Source organism: Saccharothrix isguenensis, assembly GCF_052936305.1.
Genome location: NZ_CP193626.1, coordinates 6,918,346 through 6,937,086 on the forward strand (window position 1 = coordinate 6,918,346; position 18,741 = coordinate 6,937,086).

Genomic DNA, 18,741 nt, shown 5'->3' on the forward strand with positions numbered 1-18,741 from the left:
GGGTGCCTTCCAGCGTCGACCCCGTCCATACGGCACAGAGCCAGCTCACTGGAGGAATGCGACCCGGAACGAAAGTCCGGGCACCACACCGGCGCCCGTGCGCGCGGTGACTGATGGCCCCGAGGGTAGACGCAGCTACCGTCCGGTGCAACAACCGGGGTGCGGCGCGTCGTTTCACTCAGTCGAGTGGCGCAACGCGGACCCCGCCCAGGTCGACCGGCACGCGACGAGCGGCGAACCCGGTCAGGTCCACCCCCGGAGGCAGCTCGCCGTCCACGGGCAGGGCCAGGACCGTCGGTCCCGCCCCCGACACCGCGGCCGGCACCCCGGCGTCCCGCAGCGCCCGCACCAGGCGGGTCGTCGCAGGCCAGGCGGGTTCCCGGTACGGCTCGTGCAGCCGGTCGTCCACCGCGTCGAGGAGCAGCGACGGGTCCGCCGTCAGGGCGTGCACGGCGAGCGCCGCACGGCCCACGGCGAACGCCGCGTCCTCGTGCGGCACCTTGGACGGGAGCAGGCCGCGGGTCGTCTTGGTGGACGACTCGACGTCCGGCACCAGCACGACCGGGGTCACCCGCGGATCGGGCTCGACACGCACCGCGTGGTACCGGTCACCCTGCGTCCACGCGATGGCGACGCCGCCGAACATGCTCGCCGCGGCGTTGTCGGCGTGGCCCTCGAACTCCGCGGCGAGTTGCAACGCGCTCGTGTCCAACTCGCGACCGGCCAGGGCGAACCCGGCCGCCACACCGGCCACGACCGCCGCCGCCGACGACCCGAGACCGCGCGAGTGCGGAATCGCGTTGCGGCACGTCAGCCTCAGCCCCGGCACCTCGGCGCCGACCAGCTCGCACGCCGCCCGGAACGCCCGGACGACCAGGTGGCCCTCGTCCGTCGGCACGTCCGAGGAGCCCTCACCCGAGACCCGGATGACCAGACCGGCCGGAATGGCCTCGAACTCCAGCTCGTCGTGCAGGGCCAACGCCATGCCGAGCGCGTCGAACCCCGAGCCGAGGTTCGCCGTGGAGGCCGGCACCGCCACGCGGACACCCGTCGAGCGGACACCTGTCACGCGGGCGCCCGTCACGCCAGCTCCAGCGCGGTGGCGACGGCGCCCGGGTCCACCGGCACCGGCTCGACCTCGGCCATGCCGAGCAGTGCGGTGTCCGGGTCCTTCAGGCCGTGGCCGGTGACCGTGCAGACGACCGTGGAGCCCTTCGGCAGGCGCCCGTCGGCGACCGTGGCCAGCAGGCCCGCCACGCTGGTCGCGGACGCGGGCTCGACGAAGATGCCCTCGGTCGACGCCAGCAGCCGGTAGGCCTCCAGGATCTTCTCGTCCGTCACGGCCTCGAACAGCCCACCGGACTCCTCCTTGGCCGTCACCGCGCCGGTCCAGGACGCCGGGCTGCCCACCCGGATGGCGGTCGCGATGGTCTCCGGGTTCGCCACCGGCGCGCCCAGCACCAGCGGCGCGGACCCCGAGGCCTGGAAGCCGAACATGCGCGGCGTCGCGGCGATCACGCCGTCCTTGTGGTAGTCCGAGTAGCCGCGCCAGTACGCGGTGATGTTGCCCGCGTTGCCCACCGGGAGGCAGTGGACGTCGGGCGCGCGGCCGAGCACGTCGCAGATCTCCCACGCGGCGGTCTTCTGGCCGATCAGCCGCACCGGGTTGACCGAGTTGACCAGCGTGATCGGGTACTCGATCGACGTCTTGGAGGCCAGCTCCAGGCAGTCGTCGAAGTTGCCCTCGATCTGCAGGATCTTCGCGCCGTGCGCGACCGCCTGGGCCAGCTTGCCCAGCGCGATCTTGCCCTGCGGCACGAGGACCGCGGCGGCCATCCCGGCCTTGGCCGCGTACGCCGCCGCGCTCGCCGACGTGTTGCCGGTGGACGCGCAGATGACGCCCCGGATGCCGCTGGCCAGCGCGTGCGTCATGGCCACGGTCATGCCGCGGTCCTTGAACGAGCCGGTCGGGTTGGCGCCTTCGACCTTGATGTAGACCTGGCAGCCGGTCAGCTCCGACAGGTGCCGCGCGGCCACCAGCGGCGTGCCGCCCTCGTGCAGGGTGATGACCTCGGCGCCCTCGGGGAGCGGGATCCGGTCCGCGTACGCGTGGATGATCCCCGGCCACCCCGGTCGCACGGCCGCCGGAGTGCCGGCGCCGCCCATGGTCGCCTGTGCCGTCGTCATAGCTCTTCGCCTTCCACCCGCATCACGCTGACCACTTCACGAACCACGGGCAGCCCGCCGATTTTGTCCACGGTCGACCGCAATGCCGCATCGGTCGCGGCGTGGGTGACGATCACCAGGCTGGCGTCGTCGACCCGGCCCTCCTGCCGGACCGCCGCGATGCTCACGTCGTGCTCTGCGAACACCGCCGCGACCTGCGACAACACGCCCGCCCGGTCGGCGACGTCGAGGCTGATGTGGTAGCGCGTGGGCGTCTGGCCCATCGGCCGGACGGGCAGCGCCGCGTACGCCGACTCGCGCGGGCCGCGCCCGCTGTGCACCCGGTTGCGGGCCACCGCGACGAGGTCGCCGAGCACCGCGCTGGCGGTCGGCGCGCCGCCCGCGCCCTGGCCGTAGAACATCATCTCGCCCGCCGCGTCGGCCTCCACGAACACCGCGTTGAACGCGCCGTTCACGCCCGCGAGCGGGTGGGACTTGGGGATCATCGCCGGGTGCACGCGGACGGAGATGCTCTCGGTGGTCGGGGTGCCGTCCGCGGTCGTCCGGTCGTCGGCCCCGCCGACGGTGACCCGCTCGCAGATCGCGAGGAGCTTCACCGTGCGGCCGAGGACCTTGGCGGCGGCGATGTCGGCGGCGCTGACGGACGCGATGCCCTCGCGGTGCACGTCGGCGGCCGTCACCCGGCTGTGGAAGGCGAGGGACGCCAGGATCGCGGCCTTGGAGGCGGCGTCGAAGCCGTCCACGTCGGCCGTCGGGTCCGCTTCCGCGTACCCGAGCCGGGTCGCCTCGTCCAGGGTCTCGCCGTAGCTCGCCCCGGTGGAATCCATGCCCGACAGGATGAAGTTGGTCGTGCCGTTGACGATCCCCATCACGCGGGTGATGCGGTCGCCGGCGAGCGACTCGCGCAGCGGGCGCAGCAGCGGGATCGCCCCCGCCACGGCGGCCTCGAAGTAGAGGTCCGCGCCGGACGCGTCGGCCGCCTCGAACAGGTCCGCCGAGTGCTCGGCGAGCAGCGCCTTGTTCGCGGTCACCACCGACTTGCCCGAGCGCAGCGCGGCGAGCAGCAGCGTGCGGGCGGGCTCGATGCCGCCGATGACCTCCACGACGACGTCCACGTCCGACGCGATGAGGGCCTCGGCGTCCGTCGTCAGCAGTTCCGCGGGCACGTCGCGGTGCTTGTTGGGCTTGCGCACGGCGATGCCGGCCACCTCGACCGGTGCGCCGACGCGCGCGGTGAGGTCGGCCGCCTGGTCGATGAGCAGCCGGACCACCTCGGTGCCGACCGTGCCGCAGCCCAACAACGCGACCTTGATCGGTTCGTGGCTAGACACTCATACCTCCAGGCGGAACAGGTCTTCCTCGGTCTCCCGGCGCAGGAGCAACCGGGCCTGGCCGTCCACGACCGCGGCGAGCGCGGGCCGGGGAAGTCGGTTGTAGCCGCTGGCCATCGAGTAGCAGTACGCACCGGTCGCGGCCACCGCGATCAGGTCGCCGGGAGCGAGGTCGTCGGGCAGCCAGCAGTCGCGCACGACCACGTCACCGGACTCGCAGTGCTTGCCGACGACGCGGCACAGCACGGGGTTGGCGTCGTCCGCCGCGTCGCGCGACACCAGCTTGCAGTCGTACACGGCGTCGTAGAGCGCGGTGCGGATGTTGTCGCTCATGCCGCCGTCCACGCTCACGTACCGGCGGACGACGCCCGCGTCGAGCTGCACGTCCTTGATGGTGCCCACCTCGTACAGCGTCACCGTGCCGGGGCCGACGATGGCCCGGCCCGGCTCGACCGCGATCTTGGGCACCGGCAGTTCGGCGTGCTCGCACTCCTTGGCCACGATGTCGCGCAGCTGCCTGGCCAGCTCGGCCGGCGGCGGCGGGTCGTCGTCCGGGGTGTAGGCGATGCCGAGGCCGCCACCCAGGTCGACCGTCGTGACGTGCTCCAGGATGGCGCCGCCGTGCTCGTCGCGGAGTTCCGCGAGCAGGCCGATGACCCGGCGCGCGGCGACCTCGAAGCCGCTGGCGTCGAAGATCTGCGAGCCGATGTGGCTGTGCAGGCCGATCAGCCGCAGCGCCTCGCACTTCAGCACCCGGCGGGCCGCCTCGGCCGCGTCACCGGAGGACAGCGAGAAGCCGAACTTCTGGTCCTCGTGCGCGGTGGCGATGAACTCGTGCGTGTGCGCCTCGACACCGACCGTCACCCGGATCATCACCGGCTGCACGCGGCCCCGTTCCCGGGCGATCTGGTCCAGCCGGGCGATCTCGTAGTACGAGTCCAGCACGACCGCGCCGACACCGGCCTCGACCGCGCTGGTCAGCTCGGCGGTGGACTTGTTGTTGCCGTGCAGCGCGATCCGCTCCGGCGGGAAGTCCGCGCGCAGCGCCACGGCCAGCTCGCCGCCGCTGGCCACGTCGATGCTCAGGCCCTCCTCGGCGACCCAGCGGGCCACCGCGACGGACAGGAACGCCTTGGACGCGTAGTGGACGCGGGTCGGGTCGCCGAACGCCTCGGCGTGCTCGCGGCAGCGGGCCCGGAAGTCGGCCTCGTCCATCACGAACAGCGGGGTGCCGTGCTCCTCGGCGAGCTGCCGCACGTCGACGCCGCCGAGGCGCACCACGCCGTCGTCGCCGCGTGCGGCGTTGCGCGGCCACACCTGCGGGTGCAGCGCGCCCAGCTCCTGGGCCGACGACGGCCGGTTGCCCGCCGTGTTCGACGGGATCATGACGTCGGCGTGCCGGGGACCGGCCGGGTGGGCGCGCATCACATGCGCTCCGGCGCGGTCACGCCCAGCAGCGCGAGGCCGTTGGCGAACACCTGGCGGGTCGCCGCGCACAGCTGGAGCCGGGCGCGGTGCAGCTCGGTGGTCTCCTCGTCGCCGCGCGGCAGCACCCGACAGGCCTCGTAGAACCGGTGGTAGGTACCCGCCAGCTCCTCCAGGTACCGGGCGACGCGGTGCGGTTCGCGCAGCTCACCGGCTGCGCCGACGACGCGGGGGAACTCGCCGACCGTGCGGATCAGGTCGCCCTCGCGGTCGTGCGTGAGCAGGTCGAGCGCGTCGCCGGGCGTCACGCCCAGGTCGGCGGCGTTGCGCAGCAGCGACGACAGGCGCGAGTGCGCGTACTGGACGTAGAACACCGGGTTGTCGTTGCTGTGCTTGCGCAGCAGGTCGAGGTCGAGGTCCAGGGACGAGTCGACCGAGGAGCGGGACATCGCGTACCGGGCGGCGTCCACGCCGACCGCGTCCACCAGGTCCTCCAGGGTGATGACGGTGCCCGCGCGCTTGCTCATCCGGACCGGCTTGCCGTCGCTGACGAGGTTCACCATCTGGCCGATCAGCACCTCGACCGAGGCCGGGTCGTCGCCCAGCGCGGCGGCGGCGGCCTTGAGCCGGCCGATGTAGCCGTGGTGGTCCGCGCCGAGCATGTAGATGCACAGGTCGAAGCCCCGCGACCGCTTGTCCAAGAGGTAGGCGATGTCACCCGCGATGTACGCCGGCTCGCCGTCGCTCTTGATGACCACGCGGTCCTTGTCGTCGCCGAACTCGGTGGACCGGAGCCACCACGCGCCGTTCTCGAAGTACAGCGCCTCGGAGCCCTTGAGCTGCTCGACGGCCTTCGCGACCGCCCCCGACTTGTGCAGCGAGTCCTCGTGGAAGAAGACGTCGAAGTCCGTGCCGAAGTCGTGCAGGGCCTCCTTGATCTCCTCGAACATCAGGCCGACGCCGATCCGGCGGAACAGCTCGTGCGAGTCGTCCGAGGTCAGCGCGCCGGGCTCCTGCCGCAGCACCTCGGCCGCGATGTCGCCGATGTAGCCGCCCGCGTAGCCGTCCTCCGGGGCGGGCTCGCCCTTCGCGGCGGCGATCAGGGACCGGACGAACCGGTCGATCTGCGCGCCCGCGTCGTTGAAGTAGTACTCGCGGGTGACCTCGCCGCCGTTGGCCTCCAGGATGCGGCCCAGCGCGTCGCCGACCGCCGCCCAGCGGGTGCCGCCCAGGTGGATGGGGCCGGTCGGGTTCGCCGAGACGAACTCCAGGTTGATCCGGGTGCCGGCGAGCGAGTCGCCGCGGCCGTACGCCTCGCCGGCCTTCAGCACGTCGCGCACGATCTCGCCCTGGGCGTCCGCGGCGAGCCGCAGGTTCAGGAAGCCGGGGCCCGCGACCTCGACCGAGGCGATGGCGTCGGTGCCGGTCAGCGCCTCGGCCAGCCAGCCGGCCAGGTCGCGGGACGTCACGCCGACCTTCTTGGCGGTCTGGAGGGCCACGTTGGTGGCGTAGTCGCCGTGCTCGGGGTTGCGGGGGCGCTCGATCGTGACCGCTGTGGGCAGGGCAGTGGGATCGAGGCCGCGGGTGGACAACACGTCCACGGCCGTCGCACGGACCAGGTCAGCGAGCGCAGCGGGAGTCACCCGGCAAGTCTAGGGAAGTGTTCCCGCTGGTCTCGACCGGGATGCGCGTCCCGCGAAGTGGGAAACCCCACCACCGCCGGCCACCCGCCGTGACGGGCAGTTGACGGTGACCAGACACCGTATCCCTACACTGACCTGCGGCATGGGCGTATGACGAGACTGAGGCGGACATGACCAGCGGCAAGAAGACGAAGGCCGCGCGCTCCAGCGTTGCGGCGGCGCGCTCCTCGGTGGTGGCGAAGAAGCCGAAGCCATGGGGAACCATCGTGGCGGTGGTAGCCGTGTTGGCCCTGGCCGGCACCGTGTTCGGTTACGCGTTCGGGCAGATCTCGGACCAGAACGCCAAGGAAGCGGCGCTCGCCAAGTGGGTCCCGTCCGAGGAGAACCAGGACCCCTCGGACCAGATCCCCGGCGTCATCAAGCGCGAGTACAAGCCGGGCAAGCACGTCGACGCGACGAAGCGGGTGGCGTACGACTTCGCCCCGCCGTTCGGCGGACCGCACGACAACGCGTGGGCCGACTGCAACGGCGTCGTGTACCCCAACGCCGTCCGCACCGAGAACATGGTCCACTCGCTGGAGCACGGCGCCGTGTGGGTTGCCTACAACCCCGACCAGGTGACCGGCGAGGCGCTGGACAAGCTCAAGGCGAAGGTCGACGGCCAGCCGTTCACGATCATGTCGCCCTACCCGGGCCTCGACAAGTCGATCTCGCTGCAGGCGTGGGGCCACCAGTTGAAGCTGGACAACGCCGACGACGAGCGCATCGACCAGTTCATCCAGTCGCTGCGGCGCAACCAGTACACGTACCCCGAGGTCGGCGCGTCGTGCGACAACCCGTCGTTCGCGTCGAGCCCGGCCCCGTTCGCGTCCGAGCCGCCCGGTGCGGACGCCGAGCCGATGGGTGACGAGGCGGAGAGCGCCCGGGACGCCGCCGGCACCGCGCCGACCGACGCCAGCGCGCCCGCCGGCACCACCGCCGGCAGCTGATCGAAGCACCTGGTCGAGCGCGGTGACCGACAACGCAGTGACCGACAACGCCGGGACCACCGCCGGACGGGGCAACCTCGTCCGGGCGGTGGTCCTCGGCGCGGCCGTGGTCGCCACGCTGCTGCTCGGCGCCGCGGTCGGCCTGCTGATCCAGCTGCCCAACTCCGACGACACGTCGGTGCCCTCGGCCGACTCGGTGGACGTCGGCTTCTGCCAGGACATGTCCACGCACCACCTCCAGGCCGTGCAGATGGCCAACCTCGCCCGCGATCAGTCCACGGACGAGGAGGTCCGGCTGTTCGCCTTCGACATCACCGGCACGCAGCTGGAGCAGGTCGGCCGGATGAAGGGCTGGCTGATGCTCTGGGGCATGCCGGAGCAGGCGCAGCCGGGACGCCACATGGAGTGGATGGCGTCGGGGTCCGAGCACGGGCACAGCGCGACCGGCGACACCGCGGGCAGCGCCGTGATGCCGGGCATGGCCACGTCGGAGGAGCTGACGAAGCTCCGCTCGCTGTCGGGCGCGGAGTTCGACACCTACTTCCTCCAGCTGATGCTGCGGCACCACCAGGGCGGCGCGCCCATGGCCGAGTACGGGGCCGAGCACGCCGGCCGGCACGCGGTGCGGACCCTCGCGGAGAGCATGCTCAAGTCGCAGACCAGCGAGAGCGACTACATGGAAAAGCTGCTCGCCGACCGCGGCGCCGCTCCCCTGCCCCTCTAGCGTCAGCCTTTCGGCGGTTCACGTCACCCAGTCGGGGCTACCCGTGAGTAGTAGCGTGGGAGGCCCCGTCCTGGAGGTCAGCGATGACCGCAGTGGATCCCGACCGGAACGTCGACGAGCGCACCGCGCGCAAGGTCGCCGAACAGGCGCGGGAGACGCGGTGGCGCCATCCCAGCTTCGGCCGGGAGCTCTTCCTCGGCCACTTCCGGCTCGACCTGATCCACCCCCACCCCAGCGGCTCCGCCGAGGACCGGGAACGCGGCGAGGCGTTCCTGACCATCCTCCGCGAGTTCTGCGAGAACACCGTCGACGGCGCGCTCATCGAGCGTGAGGCCCGCATCCCCGACCACGTGCTGACCGGCCTGAAGCAGCTCGGCGCGTTCGGCATGAAGATCGGACCGGAGTACGGCGGCCTCGGCCTGTCCCAGGTCCACTACAACCGGGCGCTGATGCTGGTCGGCTCGGTCAACCCGGCCCTGGGCGCGATGCTGTCCGCCCACCAGTCCATCGGCGTGCCGCAACCGCTCGCCCTCTTCGGCACGGACGAGCAGAAGCGGGAGTACCTGCCCCGCTGCGCGAACGGCGCGATCAGCGCGTTCCTGCTCACCGAGCCGGACGTGGGCAGCGACCCGGCCCGCCTCGGCACCACCGCCACGCCCACCGACGACGGGTACCTGCTCGACGGCGTGAAGCTGTGGACGACGAACGGCGTGGTGGCCGAACTGCTCGTGGTGATGGCCCAGGTGCCCGGCAAGGGCATCAGCGCGTTCGTGGTCGAGGCCGACTCGCCCGGCATCACGGTGGAGAACCGGAACGAGTTCATGGGCCTGCGCGGGCTGGAGAACGGCGTCACCCGGTTCCGCCGGGTCCGCGTGCCGAGTGCCAACCTGATCGGCGAGGAGGGTGCGGGCCTCAAGATCGCGCTCACCACCCTCAACACCGGCCGGCTGTCGCTGCCGGCGATGTGCGCGGGCGCGGCGAAGTGGTGCCTGAAGGTCGCCCGCGAGTGGTCCGTCGAACGGGTGCAGTGGGGCCGCCCGATCGGCCGGCACGAGGCCATCACCGGCAAGGTGGCGTTCATCGCGGCCACCGCCTACGCGCTGGAGGCCGTGCTCGACCTGGCCGGCGAACTGGCCGACAAGGGCGGGCACGACATCCGCATCGAGGCCGCGCTGGCCAAGCTCTACGGCTCCGAGATGGCGTGGCTGGTCGCGGACGAGCTGGTCCAGCTGCGCGGCGGTCGGGGCTACGAGACGGCGGCGTCCCTGGCGGCCCGGGGCGAGCGGGGCGTGCCGGCCGAGCAGATGCTGCGCGACCTGCGGATCAACCGGATCTTCGAGGGCTCGACCGAGATCATGCACCTGCTGATCGCGCGGGAGGCGGTGGACGCGCACCTCGCCGTCGCCGGGGACATCATCGACCCGGAGGCGGACACCAAGCGCAAGGCGCGGGCGTTCGCCAAGGCGGGCGGGTTCTACGCGAAGTGGCTGCCGACCCTCGTGGTCGGCAAGGGCCAGGTGCCGCGCGCGTACGGGGAGTTCGGCCCGCTGGCCGGGCACCTGCGGTTCGTGGAGCGGGCGAGTCGGCGGTTGGCCCGGCAGACGTTCTACGCGATGTCCCGTTGGCAGGGCCGGCTGGAGCGCAAGCAGCGGTTGCTGGGCCGCATCGTGGACATCGGCGCGGAGCTGTTCGCGATCAGCGCGGCGTGCGTGAAGGCGGCGGCGGACGGCGACCGGGCGGTGGGGCTGGCGGACGCGTTCGCCGCGCAGGCCAGGGTCCGGGTGGACGAGCTGTTCGACGGGTTGTGGCGCAACTCGGACGACTCGGACCTCGCGGTGGCGCGGCAGGTCCTGGACGGGCGGTTCACCTGGCTCGAAGAGGGCGTGCTGGACCCGTCGAGCCCCGGTCCGTGGATCGCCGATTCGGCGCACCACGCTTCGCCAATGCACGACGTGCACCGGAAGACGCCTTAGTCGGGTCGATTCCGTTGTCCACACGGGGCAGGTGTTGACGGGCGCGGCACCTGCCCCGTGTGACGGTCGAAAGGGGACCACGTCCCCCGTACTCCCCTTTCGACTCCCCTAACAACTAACGGAAGGACACACAACCCTCCAGGAGGAGGTACGGTCACGCTACGTCCTTACTGGCGAGTTCATACCTACGACGTTCGAGTGAATCACCAGGTAGAAGCCTCTTGACTACTCTCAGAGAGTGACTCGCCCTCGGCGGCCACGCCCCGTGCGCACGGTGGGTGATCGCACCAGGCCGCCGGACAGGCTTGTGGACAAGTTCCCCGACGGATCTTGACAACGATGTCAGCTAGCCCTTTGCTTCGCTAAAGATCAGCTGTCGGATGCGGAAGGCGTGCGCAATGGGGCTCATGCGGGGAAGAAGATCTCTCGCGGTCATAACGATCGCTGCACTCACGTCGGTGAGCGTGGGAGGCTGGTCGTCCGCGACCGCCGCACCGGGGGAGCCAGCCGTGAGCGAGACGCTCTTCGCCACGTCGTTCGAGGACGGGCAGCCGCAGCCGAAGTGGTCGAGCACGGTCGAGACGGGACCGGACGGCACGCCGCGCACGTCGGGCGTCAACGGCTCGGACTCCACCGGCATCCCCGGCAACGTCACCGACCGCGTGGTCGACGTGGCGGCGAATTCCGAGTACGCGGAATCGGGTGAGGTCAAGGAGAACCTGGTCGACGGCAACGTGTCGTCGAAGTGGCTGACCTTCACCCCCACCGGCTGGGTCCGGTTCACCTTCGCCGAGCCCGTCGCGGTGCGGCGGTACGCGATGTCGTCGGCCAACGACGCGCCCGAGCGCGACCCGAAGGACTGGACGCTGCGCGCGTCCAACGACGGCACGACGTGGACGCCGGTCGACGCCCGCACCGGCGAGGTGTTCACCGAGCGGTTCCAGACCAAGACCTACGACACCGCGAACACCGAGGCGTTCCGCTTCTACCAGCTGGACATCTCGGCCAACGCGGGCGGCGTGAACCTCATCCAGCTCGCCGAGGTCCAGTTCTCCGACGGCTCCACCACCCCGCCGGCGCAGAACATGCGCACCACCGTGGGCAAGGGCGCCAACGGCGGGTACAACGCCAAGGCCGGCGCCGGGTTCACCGGGGTGAAGGCGTTGCGGTACCAGGGCACGCACGTCGCCGACGGGCGCGGCTACTCGTACAACAAGGTCTTCGAGGTGGACATCCCGGTCACGTCGACCACCGAGCTGTCGTACCTGATCTTCCCGTCGTTCATCACCGACGACCTGAACTACCCGGCCACGTTCGTCTCGCTGGACCTCGCGTTCGCGGACGGCACCTACCTCAGCGACCTGGGCGCCCGCGACCAGCACGGCTTCGAGCTGTCACCGCGCGGCCAGGGCGCGGCGAAGTCGTTGTACACCAACCAGTGGAACCGGGTCGCGTCGGTGGTCGGCGCGGTCGCGGCCGGCAAGACGATCAAGCGGATCCTGGTCGCCTACGACAACCCCGAGGGGCCGGCCGGGTTCAACGGGTGGGTGGACGACATCGCGGTGAAGTCCGCGCCCGTGGTGGTGGAGCGGCCACGCCCGTCGGACTGGGTGCTGACGAACCGCGGCACGAACTCCAGCGGCTCGTTCTCCCGGGGCAACAACTTCCCGGCCACCGCCGTGCCGCACGGCTTCAACTTCTGGTCGCCGATGACGAACGCGGGCTCGATCAGCTGGCTGTACGAGTACGCGAGGAACAACAACCGGGACAACCTGCCGACCCTGCAGGCGTTCACCGCGAGCCACGAGCCGAGCCCGTGGATGGGCGACCGGCAGACGTTCCAGGTGATGCCGTCCACCGGCACGCCGACCGCGGACCGCGCGGCGCGGGCGCTGCCGTTCCGACACGAGAACGAGGTCGCACGGGCGCACTACTACGGCGTGACGTTCGAGAACGGGATGCGCACCGAGATCGCGCCGACCGACCACGCCGCGCTGTTCCGCTTCACGTTCACCGGCGACTCGTCGAACCTGGTGTTCGACAACGTCAACAACAGCGGTGGCCTGACGCTGGACCCGGCGTCGGGCGTGGTCACGGGCTTCTCCGACGTCAAGAGCGGCCTGTCGACCGGCGCGACGCGGATGTTCGTGTACGGCGTGGTGGACAAGCCGGTGAAGTCGAGCGGTCGGCTGACCGGCGCGGGCCGGGACAACGTCGCGGGCTTCTTCCAGTTCGACACGTCGGCCGACAAGACCGTCACGATGAAGATCGCCACGTCGTTGCTGGGCGTGGACCAGGCGCGGCGGAACCTGGAGCTGGAGGTGTCCACTTCGGATACGTTCGACTCGGTGCGGGACCGGGCGCAGGAGGCCTGGGACCGGGTGCTCGGGATGGTGGAGGTCGAGGGGGCGTCCGAGGACCAGCTCACCACGCTGTACTCGAACCTCTACCGGCTCTACCTGTACCCGAACTCGGGCTACGAGAACACCGGCACGGCCGACGCGCCCAAGCACCAGTACGCGTCACCGGTGCAGGCCGCCGGCCCGTCCACGCCGACGCGGACGGGCGCCAAGGTCGTGGACGGCAAGATCTACGTCAACAACGGGTTCTGGGACACCTACCGGACCACGTGGCCCGCGTACAGCCTGTTCACGCCGACGAAGGCCGGTGAGCTGGCGGACGGGTTCGTCCAGCAGTACCGGGACGGCGGCTGGATCTCGCGCTGGTCGTCGCCCGGCTACGCGAACCTGATGACCGGCACCAGCTCCGACGTGGCGTTCGCGGACGCGTACGTCAAGGGCGTGCGGTCGTTCGACGTGAAGGCGGCCTACGACGCGGCGGTGAAGAACGCGACGGTCGCACCGCCGAACGCGGGCGTCGGCCGGAAGGGCCTCGACACGTCGATCTTCACCGGCTACACCTCCACCGCCACCGGTGAGGGCATGTCGTGGGCGATCGAGGGCTACGTCAACGACTACGGCATCGCCAACATGGCGCGCCGGCTGTACGAGGAGACCGGGGACCCGCAGTACCAGGCGTCGTCCGAGTACTTCTCGAACCGCGCCCAGAACTACGTGCACATGTTCGACCCGGCCACCGGGTTCTTCCAGGGCCGCAGGCCGGACGGCACGCGCCGCGCGGCGCCCGACCAGTACGACCCGCGCGAGTGGGGCCACGACTACACCGAGACCAACGGCTGGAACATGGCGTTCTCGGTGCCGCACGACGGCCAGGGCCTGGCCAACCTGTACGGCGGGCGGGACGGGCTGGGGTCGAAGCTGGACGAGTTCTTCGCCACCCCGGAGACGGCGAAGTTCCCCGGCTCGTACGGCGGCGTGATCCACGAGATGACCGAGGCGCGGGACGTGCGGATGGGGCAGCTGGGGCACTCCAACCAGGTGTCGCACCACATCGCGTACATGTACGACTACGCCGGTCAGCCGTGGAAGACGCAGGAGAAGGTGCGGGAGATCATGTCCCGGCTGTACGTGGGCAGCGAGATCGGCCAGGGCTACCCCGGTGACGAGGACAACGGCGAGCAGTCGGCGTGGTGGCTGTTCAGCGCGATGGGCTTCTACCCGCTGCAGATGGGCAACGCGTCGTACGCGATCGGGTCGCCGCTGTTCGAGAAGATGACCGTGCACCTGGAGAACGGGCGCTCGCTCGTGATCAACGCGCCGGCGAACTCCGCGCGGAACATCTACGTGCAGTCGCTGAAGGTGAACGGGAAGACGTGGGACAAGTCGTACCTGCCGCACGCCGAGATCGCGTCGGGCGGGACGCTGGACTTCGAGATGGGGTCCGCCCCCTCCCGCTGGGCCACCGGTCCGGACGCCGCGCCGCCGTCGTTGACCACGGGTTCGGAAGCCCCCGCGCCGCTGCGCGACGTGACGTCGTCGGGCACGGTGACCGGGGCGCCGGCCGCGCTGGTGGACAACACCTCGCAGACGTCGGGTGCGTTGTCGTGGTTGCAGGTGGACCTGCCGTCGAAGAAGGAGAGCGCTTCGTTCTACACGCTCACGTCCGGCAAGGGCGGCGGTGATCCGGCTTCCTGGGTGCTGAAGGGTTCGTACGACGGGAAGACCTGGGCCACGGTCGACGAGCGGTCCGGTGAGGCGTTCCCGTGGCGGCAGCAGACCCGGGCGTTCAAGATCGCCCGGCCGGGTCACTACCAGCACTACCGGCTGGAGTTCCCGGGTCAGTCGACGCCGGCCGAGTTCGAGCTGCTGGCCAAGCCGTTCGTGACCTGCGGGACCGTGGTCACCGGTGAGCACGTCGGAGCGTTGCGCGTGGAGTCCGGCGTGACGTGCGTGGACGGTGCTTCCGTGACCGGCCCCGTGACGGTGGCGGCGGGTGCGTCGCTGTACGTGTTCGGCGGCACGGTGGAAGGCCCGGTGACGGCGACCGGCGCGGCGGCGGTCGTGCTGGTCGAGACGTCGGTGAGCGGGCCGGTGACCATCAGCGGGACGTCCGGTGAGCTGGCGTTGGAGCGGGTGGACGCCGGCGGACCGGTGCGGCTGGTGGACAACAAGGGCGGCACGCTCGTGGCCGGCAACACCGTCGCCGGGCCGCTGGCGTGCACGGGCAACGAGCCCGCTCCGGTGAACAGCGGTTGGGCGAACGAGGTGAGCGGGCCGAAGAACGGTCAGTGCCGTTCGCTGTAGGTGGTGGTCACCAGGAGATTTCGCGGCACCGCTGCGCGGAATCTCCTGGTTCGACCTGGAGCGTGGCGTGCTCGATGTGGTAGCGCTGGGCCAGCAGCTCCTGGGCGGCGTGCAGGACCTCGGCCGGGTCGACGTGGTCGTGGGTGGTGAGGTGGGCGGAGGCGACCTCCATGCCCGAGGTGAGCGTCCAGACGTGCAGGTCGTGCGCCTCGGCCACGCCGGGGAGTCGGCTCAGCTCGGCCCGGACCTCGGTGACGTCCAGGGTTGCCGGGGCGTGCTGGAAGAGGATGCGCAGCGCGCTCGCGGCGAGCTTGCAGGTGCGAGGTAGGACGAACAGGCCGATCGCGACACCCATGACGGGGTCGGCGTAGCGCCAGCCGAAGATCAACGTCACGGCGCCGCTGATGAGCACGCCGACGGAGCCGACGAGGTCGGCCAGGACCTCCAGGTACGCGCCTCGGACGTTGATGCTGTCCTTCGCGCCTTCCCTCAGCATGAGGAAGGCGACGACGTTGGCGACGAGGCCGGCGGTGGCGGCCAGGACGACGGGGAGACCGGGGACTTCCGGCGGGTCGTCGAACCGGCCGACGGCCTCGTAGACGACGTAACCGGCGACGCCGAACAGCAGCACGGCGTTGGCGAGGGCGGCGAGCACCTCGGCGCGGTAGAGGCCGAACGTGCGGCTGCCGCCCCGGTGCGTGCGGCGGGCGAGCATGATGGCGGCGATGGCCATGCCGATGCCCAGGACGTCGGTGAGCATGTGGGCGGCGTCGGAGATCAGGGCCAGCGAGCCGGTCGCGATGCCCACCGCGAACTCGACGGCCATGAAGACCGCTCCGATGCCGAAGGCGATCCACAGTCGGCCGAGGTGCTTGGCGCTCCCGCTCAGCGACGACCCACCGTGGCCGTGTCCGTGACCCATGCCAGGCAACATATAGTCACATGCGCATGAGTGCAACCCGGTGCCCGAAGGGGTGACCGGAGGGATTACAGGCGCCACACCCGTCCGAGTGCGCGAACCAGGCCCGGTGCGACCCGGTTGGCCAGGTGCACCGCTTTCGCCTCCGCCGTGACGGGTACCACGAGCCTGTCCCGGTTCACCGCTGCGAGCACTTCGGCCGCGACCTTCTCCGGCCCGAAGCCGCGGAGCCGGTAGGCCCTGGTGGCGGTCCGGCGTTGTTCTTCCTGCTCAGCGGCGGTCGACCCGGCGAACGTGAACGTCTTGGTGATGTTGGTGTGCACGATGCCGGGGCAGATCGCCGTGACGCTGACGCCGTGCTCGCGCAGCTCGGCGTCCAGGCACTGCGCGAGCATGAGGACGGCGGCCTTCGTAGTGGAGTAGGCGGGCAGGACCGCGGTTGGGAAGTAGGCGGCGGCCGAGGCCGTGACGACCAGGTGGCCGCCTTCGGCGCGGTCCACGAGCTGCGGCGCGAAGGCCCTGAACGTGTGGACGACGCCCCAGAGGTTGACGTCGACGACCCGCCGCCAGTCCTCCTCCGACGTGTCCAGGAACGGTCCCGCCACGCCGATGCCCGCGTTCGCCATGACCACGTCGGGGATCCCGTGCCGGGCCTTGATCCTGTCCGCCATCTCGTGCGTGGCCGGCCCGTCGGTGACGTCGAGCCGGTAGGCGTGTCCACCCGTCCGCGCGGCCGTCTCCCGCGCGGCGGCCTCGTCCACGTCGAGCGCGACCACTTCGGCCCCTTGCTCGGCGAAGGCGTGCGCGGTGGCCCTGCCGATCCCGCTGCCGGCGCCCGTGATGACCACCAACCGCCGCTTCCGCCGGCGGTTGTCGATCGCGTCCTCGATGTGCCGGGCGACCTGGTCGGGGTGCGTCCGCTGCGCCCAGTGGCCCGTGTGGAGCACGCTACGAGTGAGATCGTCCACCCACGGTTCAGCGGCCTCCAGGTGCGCGCGCGTCACGTACGGATCCTGCGTCAACTCGATCTGGTGAACCCTGGTGGACACCGGCGACGGTCGCCACCGACGTCCGAAGTTGGCCCGGTACATGCCCAGCCCGTTGGCCCACTCCCGCCGTCCCGCGTGCAGCCGTTCCCGCACCACCGGCAGCGCCCAGACCAACTCCGGCACCACCGGCACCTTGAACCCCGCGATGTACCAGGAGTGCCGCAGCAGCCCGAACACCTTCCACGGCCGCCACCGATTCCGGCGCACCCAGTCGGACACGTGCCCGAGGTCGGGCCCCGACATGCTGGTGAAGGAGAGGAACAGCTCCGGGTGCGCAGCCACCGCCGCCCAGCCCTGGATCGACCCCCAGTCGTGCCCGACGAGGTGGACGGGCCGCCCCGCCACCTCCCGCACCACGGTCGCCAGGTCCTCGACCAACCGCTCCATCGCGTACCCGCCGTGCCCGCCGGTCGGAGCCCCGGACTTCCCCGTCCCCCGCCCGTCGTACCGGATGACGTGGAACCGCTTCGCGAGCCGCCGGGCGACCGGCTCCCAGACGTCGGAGCTGTCCGGGAACCCGTGGGTCAACAGCACCGGAGTCCCCCCGACCACCCCCTCCTCCAACACCCGAAGGCGCAGGTCACCGACCTGAACGAATCGCTCACGCACCGGTTCCACAACCCAGGAGGGTAGGGGGTGAAAACCCGTCCGCCCAGTGCGCTAAGCTTCTCCCCGTAGCTGCGGCCCCCGTAGCTCAGGGGATAGAGCACCGCCCTCCGGAGGCGGGAGCGCAGGTTCGAATCCTGCCGGGGGCACCACGCTCGACCATCACGAAAAGGCCCTTGACCAGCGCGAACGCGGTCAAGGGCCTTCGTCGTCTGTCCGGCCGTGTCCGTTGCTCTACGGCTGCTTGTGCCGAATGTGTGCCAGAGTTCCTAGCCCTCCGGTCGGTGCCCAACGCGGCCTGCGCGCTCCCCCACCGGTTCGGCGCGAGAGGCATTGACGATCAGTAGCGGCTCGGATTGAGGTCCCCGGATTCGGTGCCGAAGCGCTCGCCGACGTCGCCCACGGCGGCGCCTGGCACATTGGGTTCCTCGCCGGCCGCGAGGGCGCGTTCCCCACCGACTACGCGTTCTTTCGCTCACCACGGTCCCGACGCGATCACGGACGCCAACGAGCTCGTCGGCTCCTGCCCAAGTCCCGACGCGTTCGCCGGCGCCGTCGGGCTGCACCGATCCCTGCTCTCCGAAGGGGAAGAGCTCCGCGAGCTCGCGACCAGGAAGCCGGCCATGCCGTGCTCGCCGTCGCCGGGTTCTCGGCCGACCTCACACCCGCGACGCCGCGACAGGTCGCCACCGACGTGACGGCGGCACACATCGACGGAATTGGGCACCACGTCGCGGCGGATGCCCCAGACCAGTTCGCGAAGATCCTCCGCTGCTTATCCGCGGACGTCGACCGGAGATGTCATGACGGCCCGGCACACCAGTGAAGAACGGCACGGCCGCGCGCCACTAGGTGTCAGTCGAGGAGCTGGTACTCGAAGCGCTCCACCCACCCGGCTTGTCGATCATGCTCGACCGCGCGTTCCAGCACGTCCAACACCTCCGCGAACCGCCGCTCGCCCAGCGCTTCACGGCTCGCCCGCACGTTTGTCCACCGCAGGGTGACGGGGCGTGCCACGTCGGCGCTGAGGCGGTCCCACAGCGCGTCGAGGTTGCGCCCGTAGTACGGCCCCAGGTCCAGGGCGCGTTCGATCCGGACGTGGAAGTCCGCGAGCGATCCGATCTCAGAGCCGTCCAGTCGCACGATCAAACCTCAACGACCTTCCTCGCCCCGTCCGTCCTCCGCGCGTCCTCGCGTGAAGCACCGCGAGCGCCTTCCCAGTATCAAAGGT

At 71.0% G+C, this 18,741-nt stretch carries 12 protein-coding genes and 1 tRNA gene; 5 read left to right on the plus strand and 8 right to left on the minus strand.

Annotated features, from left to right (window positions below):
- Nucleotides 1–178: 178 nt before the first annotated feature.
- The 5 genes from thrB to argS are packed head-to-tail and all read right to left on the minus strand — an operon-like array spanning nt 179 to nt 6,586.
- Nucleotides 179–1,039, minus strand: a complete 861-nt coding sequence (gene thrB / locus ACRAKI_RS31115) for a homoserine kinase (protein ID WP_447004052.1) — start codon at nt 1,037–1,039, stop codon at nt 179–181.
- 41 nt (nt 1,040–1,080) lie between these two features.
- Nucleotides 1,081–2,187 (minus strand): threonine synthase, encoded by a 1,107-nt coding sequence (gene thrC / locus ACRAKI_RS31120; protein ID WP_447004053.1) that lies wholly within the window; start codon nt 2,185–2,187, stop codon nt 1,081–1,083.
- Nucleotides 2,184–3,518, minus strand: coding sequence for a homoserine dehydrogenase (locus ACRAKI_RS31125; protein WP_447004054.1), 1,335 nt, complete (start codon nt 3,516–3,518; stop codon nt 2,184–2,186). The genes thrC and ACRAKI_RS31125 overlap by 4 nt, the downstream gene beginning before the upstream one ends.
- Nucleotides 3,519–4,943, minus strand: coding sequence for a diaminopimelate decarboxylase (gene lysA / locus ACRAKI_RS31130; RefSeq protein WP_447004055.1), 1,425 nt, complete (start codon nt 4,941–4,943; stop codon nt 3,519–3,521).
- Nucleotides 4,943–6,586: an arginine--tRNA ligase gene (gene argS / locus ACRAKI_RS31135; protein WP_447004056.1), complete on the minus strand. Its 1,644-nt coding sequence runs from the start codon at nt 6,584–6,586 to the stop codon at nt 4,943–4,945. Before argS ends, lysA begins: the two co-directional genes overlap by 1 nt.
- A 170-nt stretch (nt 6,587–6,756) precedes the next feature.
- On the opposite strand from argS, the gene ACRAKI_RS31140 reads away from it, so the two are divergent.
- The 4 genes from ACRAKI_RS31140 (at nt 6,757) to ACRAKI_RS31155 (ending at nt 14,936) form a co-directional block, all read left to right on the plus strand.
- Entirely contained in the window at nt 6,757–7,575 is an 819-nt protein-coding gene (locus ACRAKI_RS31140) for a DUF3105 domain-containing protein (protein WP_447004057.1), read from the plus strand.
- Between the two features lie 22 nt (nt 7,576–7,597).
- Nucleotides 7,598–8,299: a DUF305 domain-containing protein gene (locus tag ACRAKI_RS31145; RefSeq protein ID WP_447004058.1), complete on the plus strand. Its 702-nt coding sequence runs from the start codon at nt 7,598–7,600 to the stop codon at nt 8,297–8,299.
- 83 nt (nt 8,300–8,382) lie between these two features.
- Complete coding sequence (locus ACRAKI_RS31150; RefSeq protein ID WP_447004059.1) at nt 8,383–10,272, plus strand: acyl-CoA dehydrogenase family protein; 1,890 nt, start codon at nt 8,383–8,385, stop codon at nt 10,270–10,272.
- A gap of 407 nt (nt 10,273–10,679) precedes the next feature.
- Nucleotides 10,680–14,936 carry a GH92 family glycosyl hydrolase gene (locus tag ACRAKI_RS31155; protein WP_447004060.1) on the plus strand — a complete coding sequence of 1,419 codons (4,257 nt, stop codon included), beginning with the start codon at nt 10,680–10,682 and terminating at the stop codon, nt 14,934–14,936.
- 7 nt (nt 14,937–14,943) lie between these two features.
- On the opposite strand, the gene ACRAKI_RS31160 is transcribed toward ACRAKI_RS31155, so the two are convergent.
- Both ACRAKI_RS31160 and ACRAKI_RS31165 read right to left on the minus strand, forming a co-directional pair.
- Nucleotides 14,944–15,858 carry a cation diffusion facilitator family transporter gene (locus ACRAKI_RS31160; protein WP_447004061.1) on the minus strand — a complete coding sequence of 305 codons (915 nt, stop codon included), beginning with the start codon at nt 15,856–15,858 and terminating at the stop codon, nt 14,944–14,946.
- Between the two features lie 65 nt (nt 15,859–15,923).
- On the minus strand, nt 15,924–17,522 hold the full coding sequence (locus ACRAKI_RS31165; RefSeq protein ID WP_447004062.1) for an SDR family oxidoreductase: 1,599 nt from the start codon (nt 17,520–17,522) through the stop codon (nt 15,924–15,926).
- 65 nt (nt 17,523–17,587) lie between these two features.
- Between ACRAKI_RS31165 and ACRAKI_RS31170 the strand changes: the two genes are divergently transcribed.
- Nucleotides 17,588–17,662 (plus strand) — tRNA-Arg (locus ACRAKI_RS31170).
- Between the two features lie 703 nt (nt 17,663–18,365).
- Here ACRAKI_RS31170 and ACRAKI_RS31175 read toward each other — a convergent pair.
- Nucleotides 18,366–18,653, minus strand: a complete 288-nt coding sequence (locus ACRAKI_RS31175; protein ID WP_447008566.1) for a barstar family protein — start codon at nt 18,651–18,653, stop codon at nt 18,366–18,368.
- Between the last annotated feature and the right edge of the window lie 88 nt (nt 18,654–18,741).

Bases quoted from the DNA above. Each gene is read 5' to 3' on its own strand.
- ACRAKI_RS31140 (WP_447004057.1), top strand. From the start codon at position 6,757: ATGACCAGCGGCAAGAAGACGAAGGCCGCGCGCTCCAGCGTTGCGGCG.
- ACRAKI_RS31160 (WP_447004061.1), bottom strand. From the start codon at position 15,858: ATGGGTCACGGACACGGCCACGGTGGGTCGTCGCTGAGCGGGAGCGCC.
- ACRAKI_RS31155 (WP_447004060.1), top strand. From the start codon at position 10,680: ATGCGGGGAAGAAGATCTCTCGCGGTCATAACGATCGCTGCACTCACG.
- lysA (WP_447004055.1), bottom strand. From the start codon at position 4,943: ATGCGCGCCCACCCGGCCGGTCCCCGGCACGCCGACGTCATGATCCCG.
- ACRAKI_RS31150 (WP_447004059.1), top strand. From the start codon at position 8,383: ATGACCGCAGTGGATCCCGACCGGAACGTCGACGAGCGCACCGCGCGC.
- thrC (WP_447004053.1), bottom strand. From the start codon at position 2,187: ATGACGACGGCACAGGCGACCATGGGCGGCGCCGGCACTCCGGCGGCC.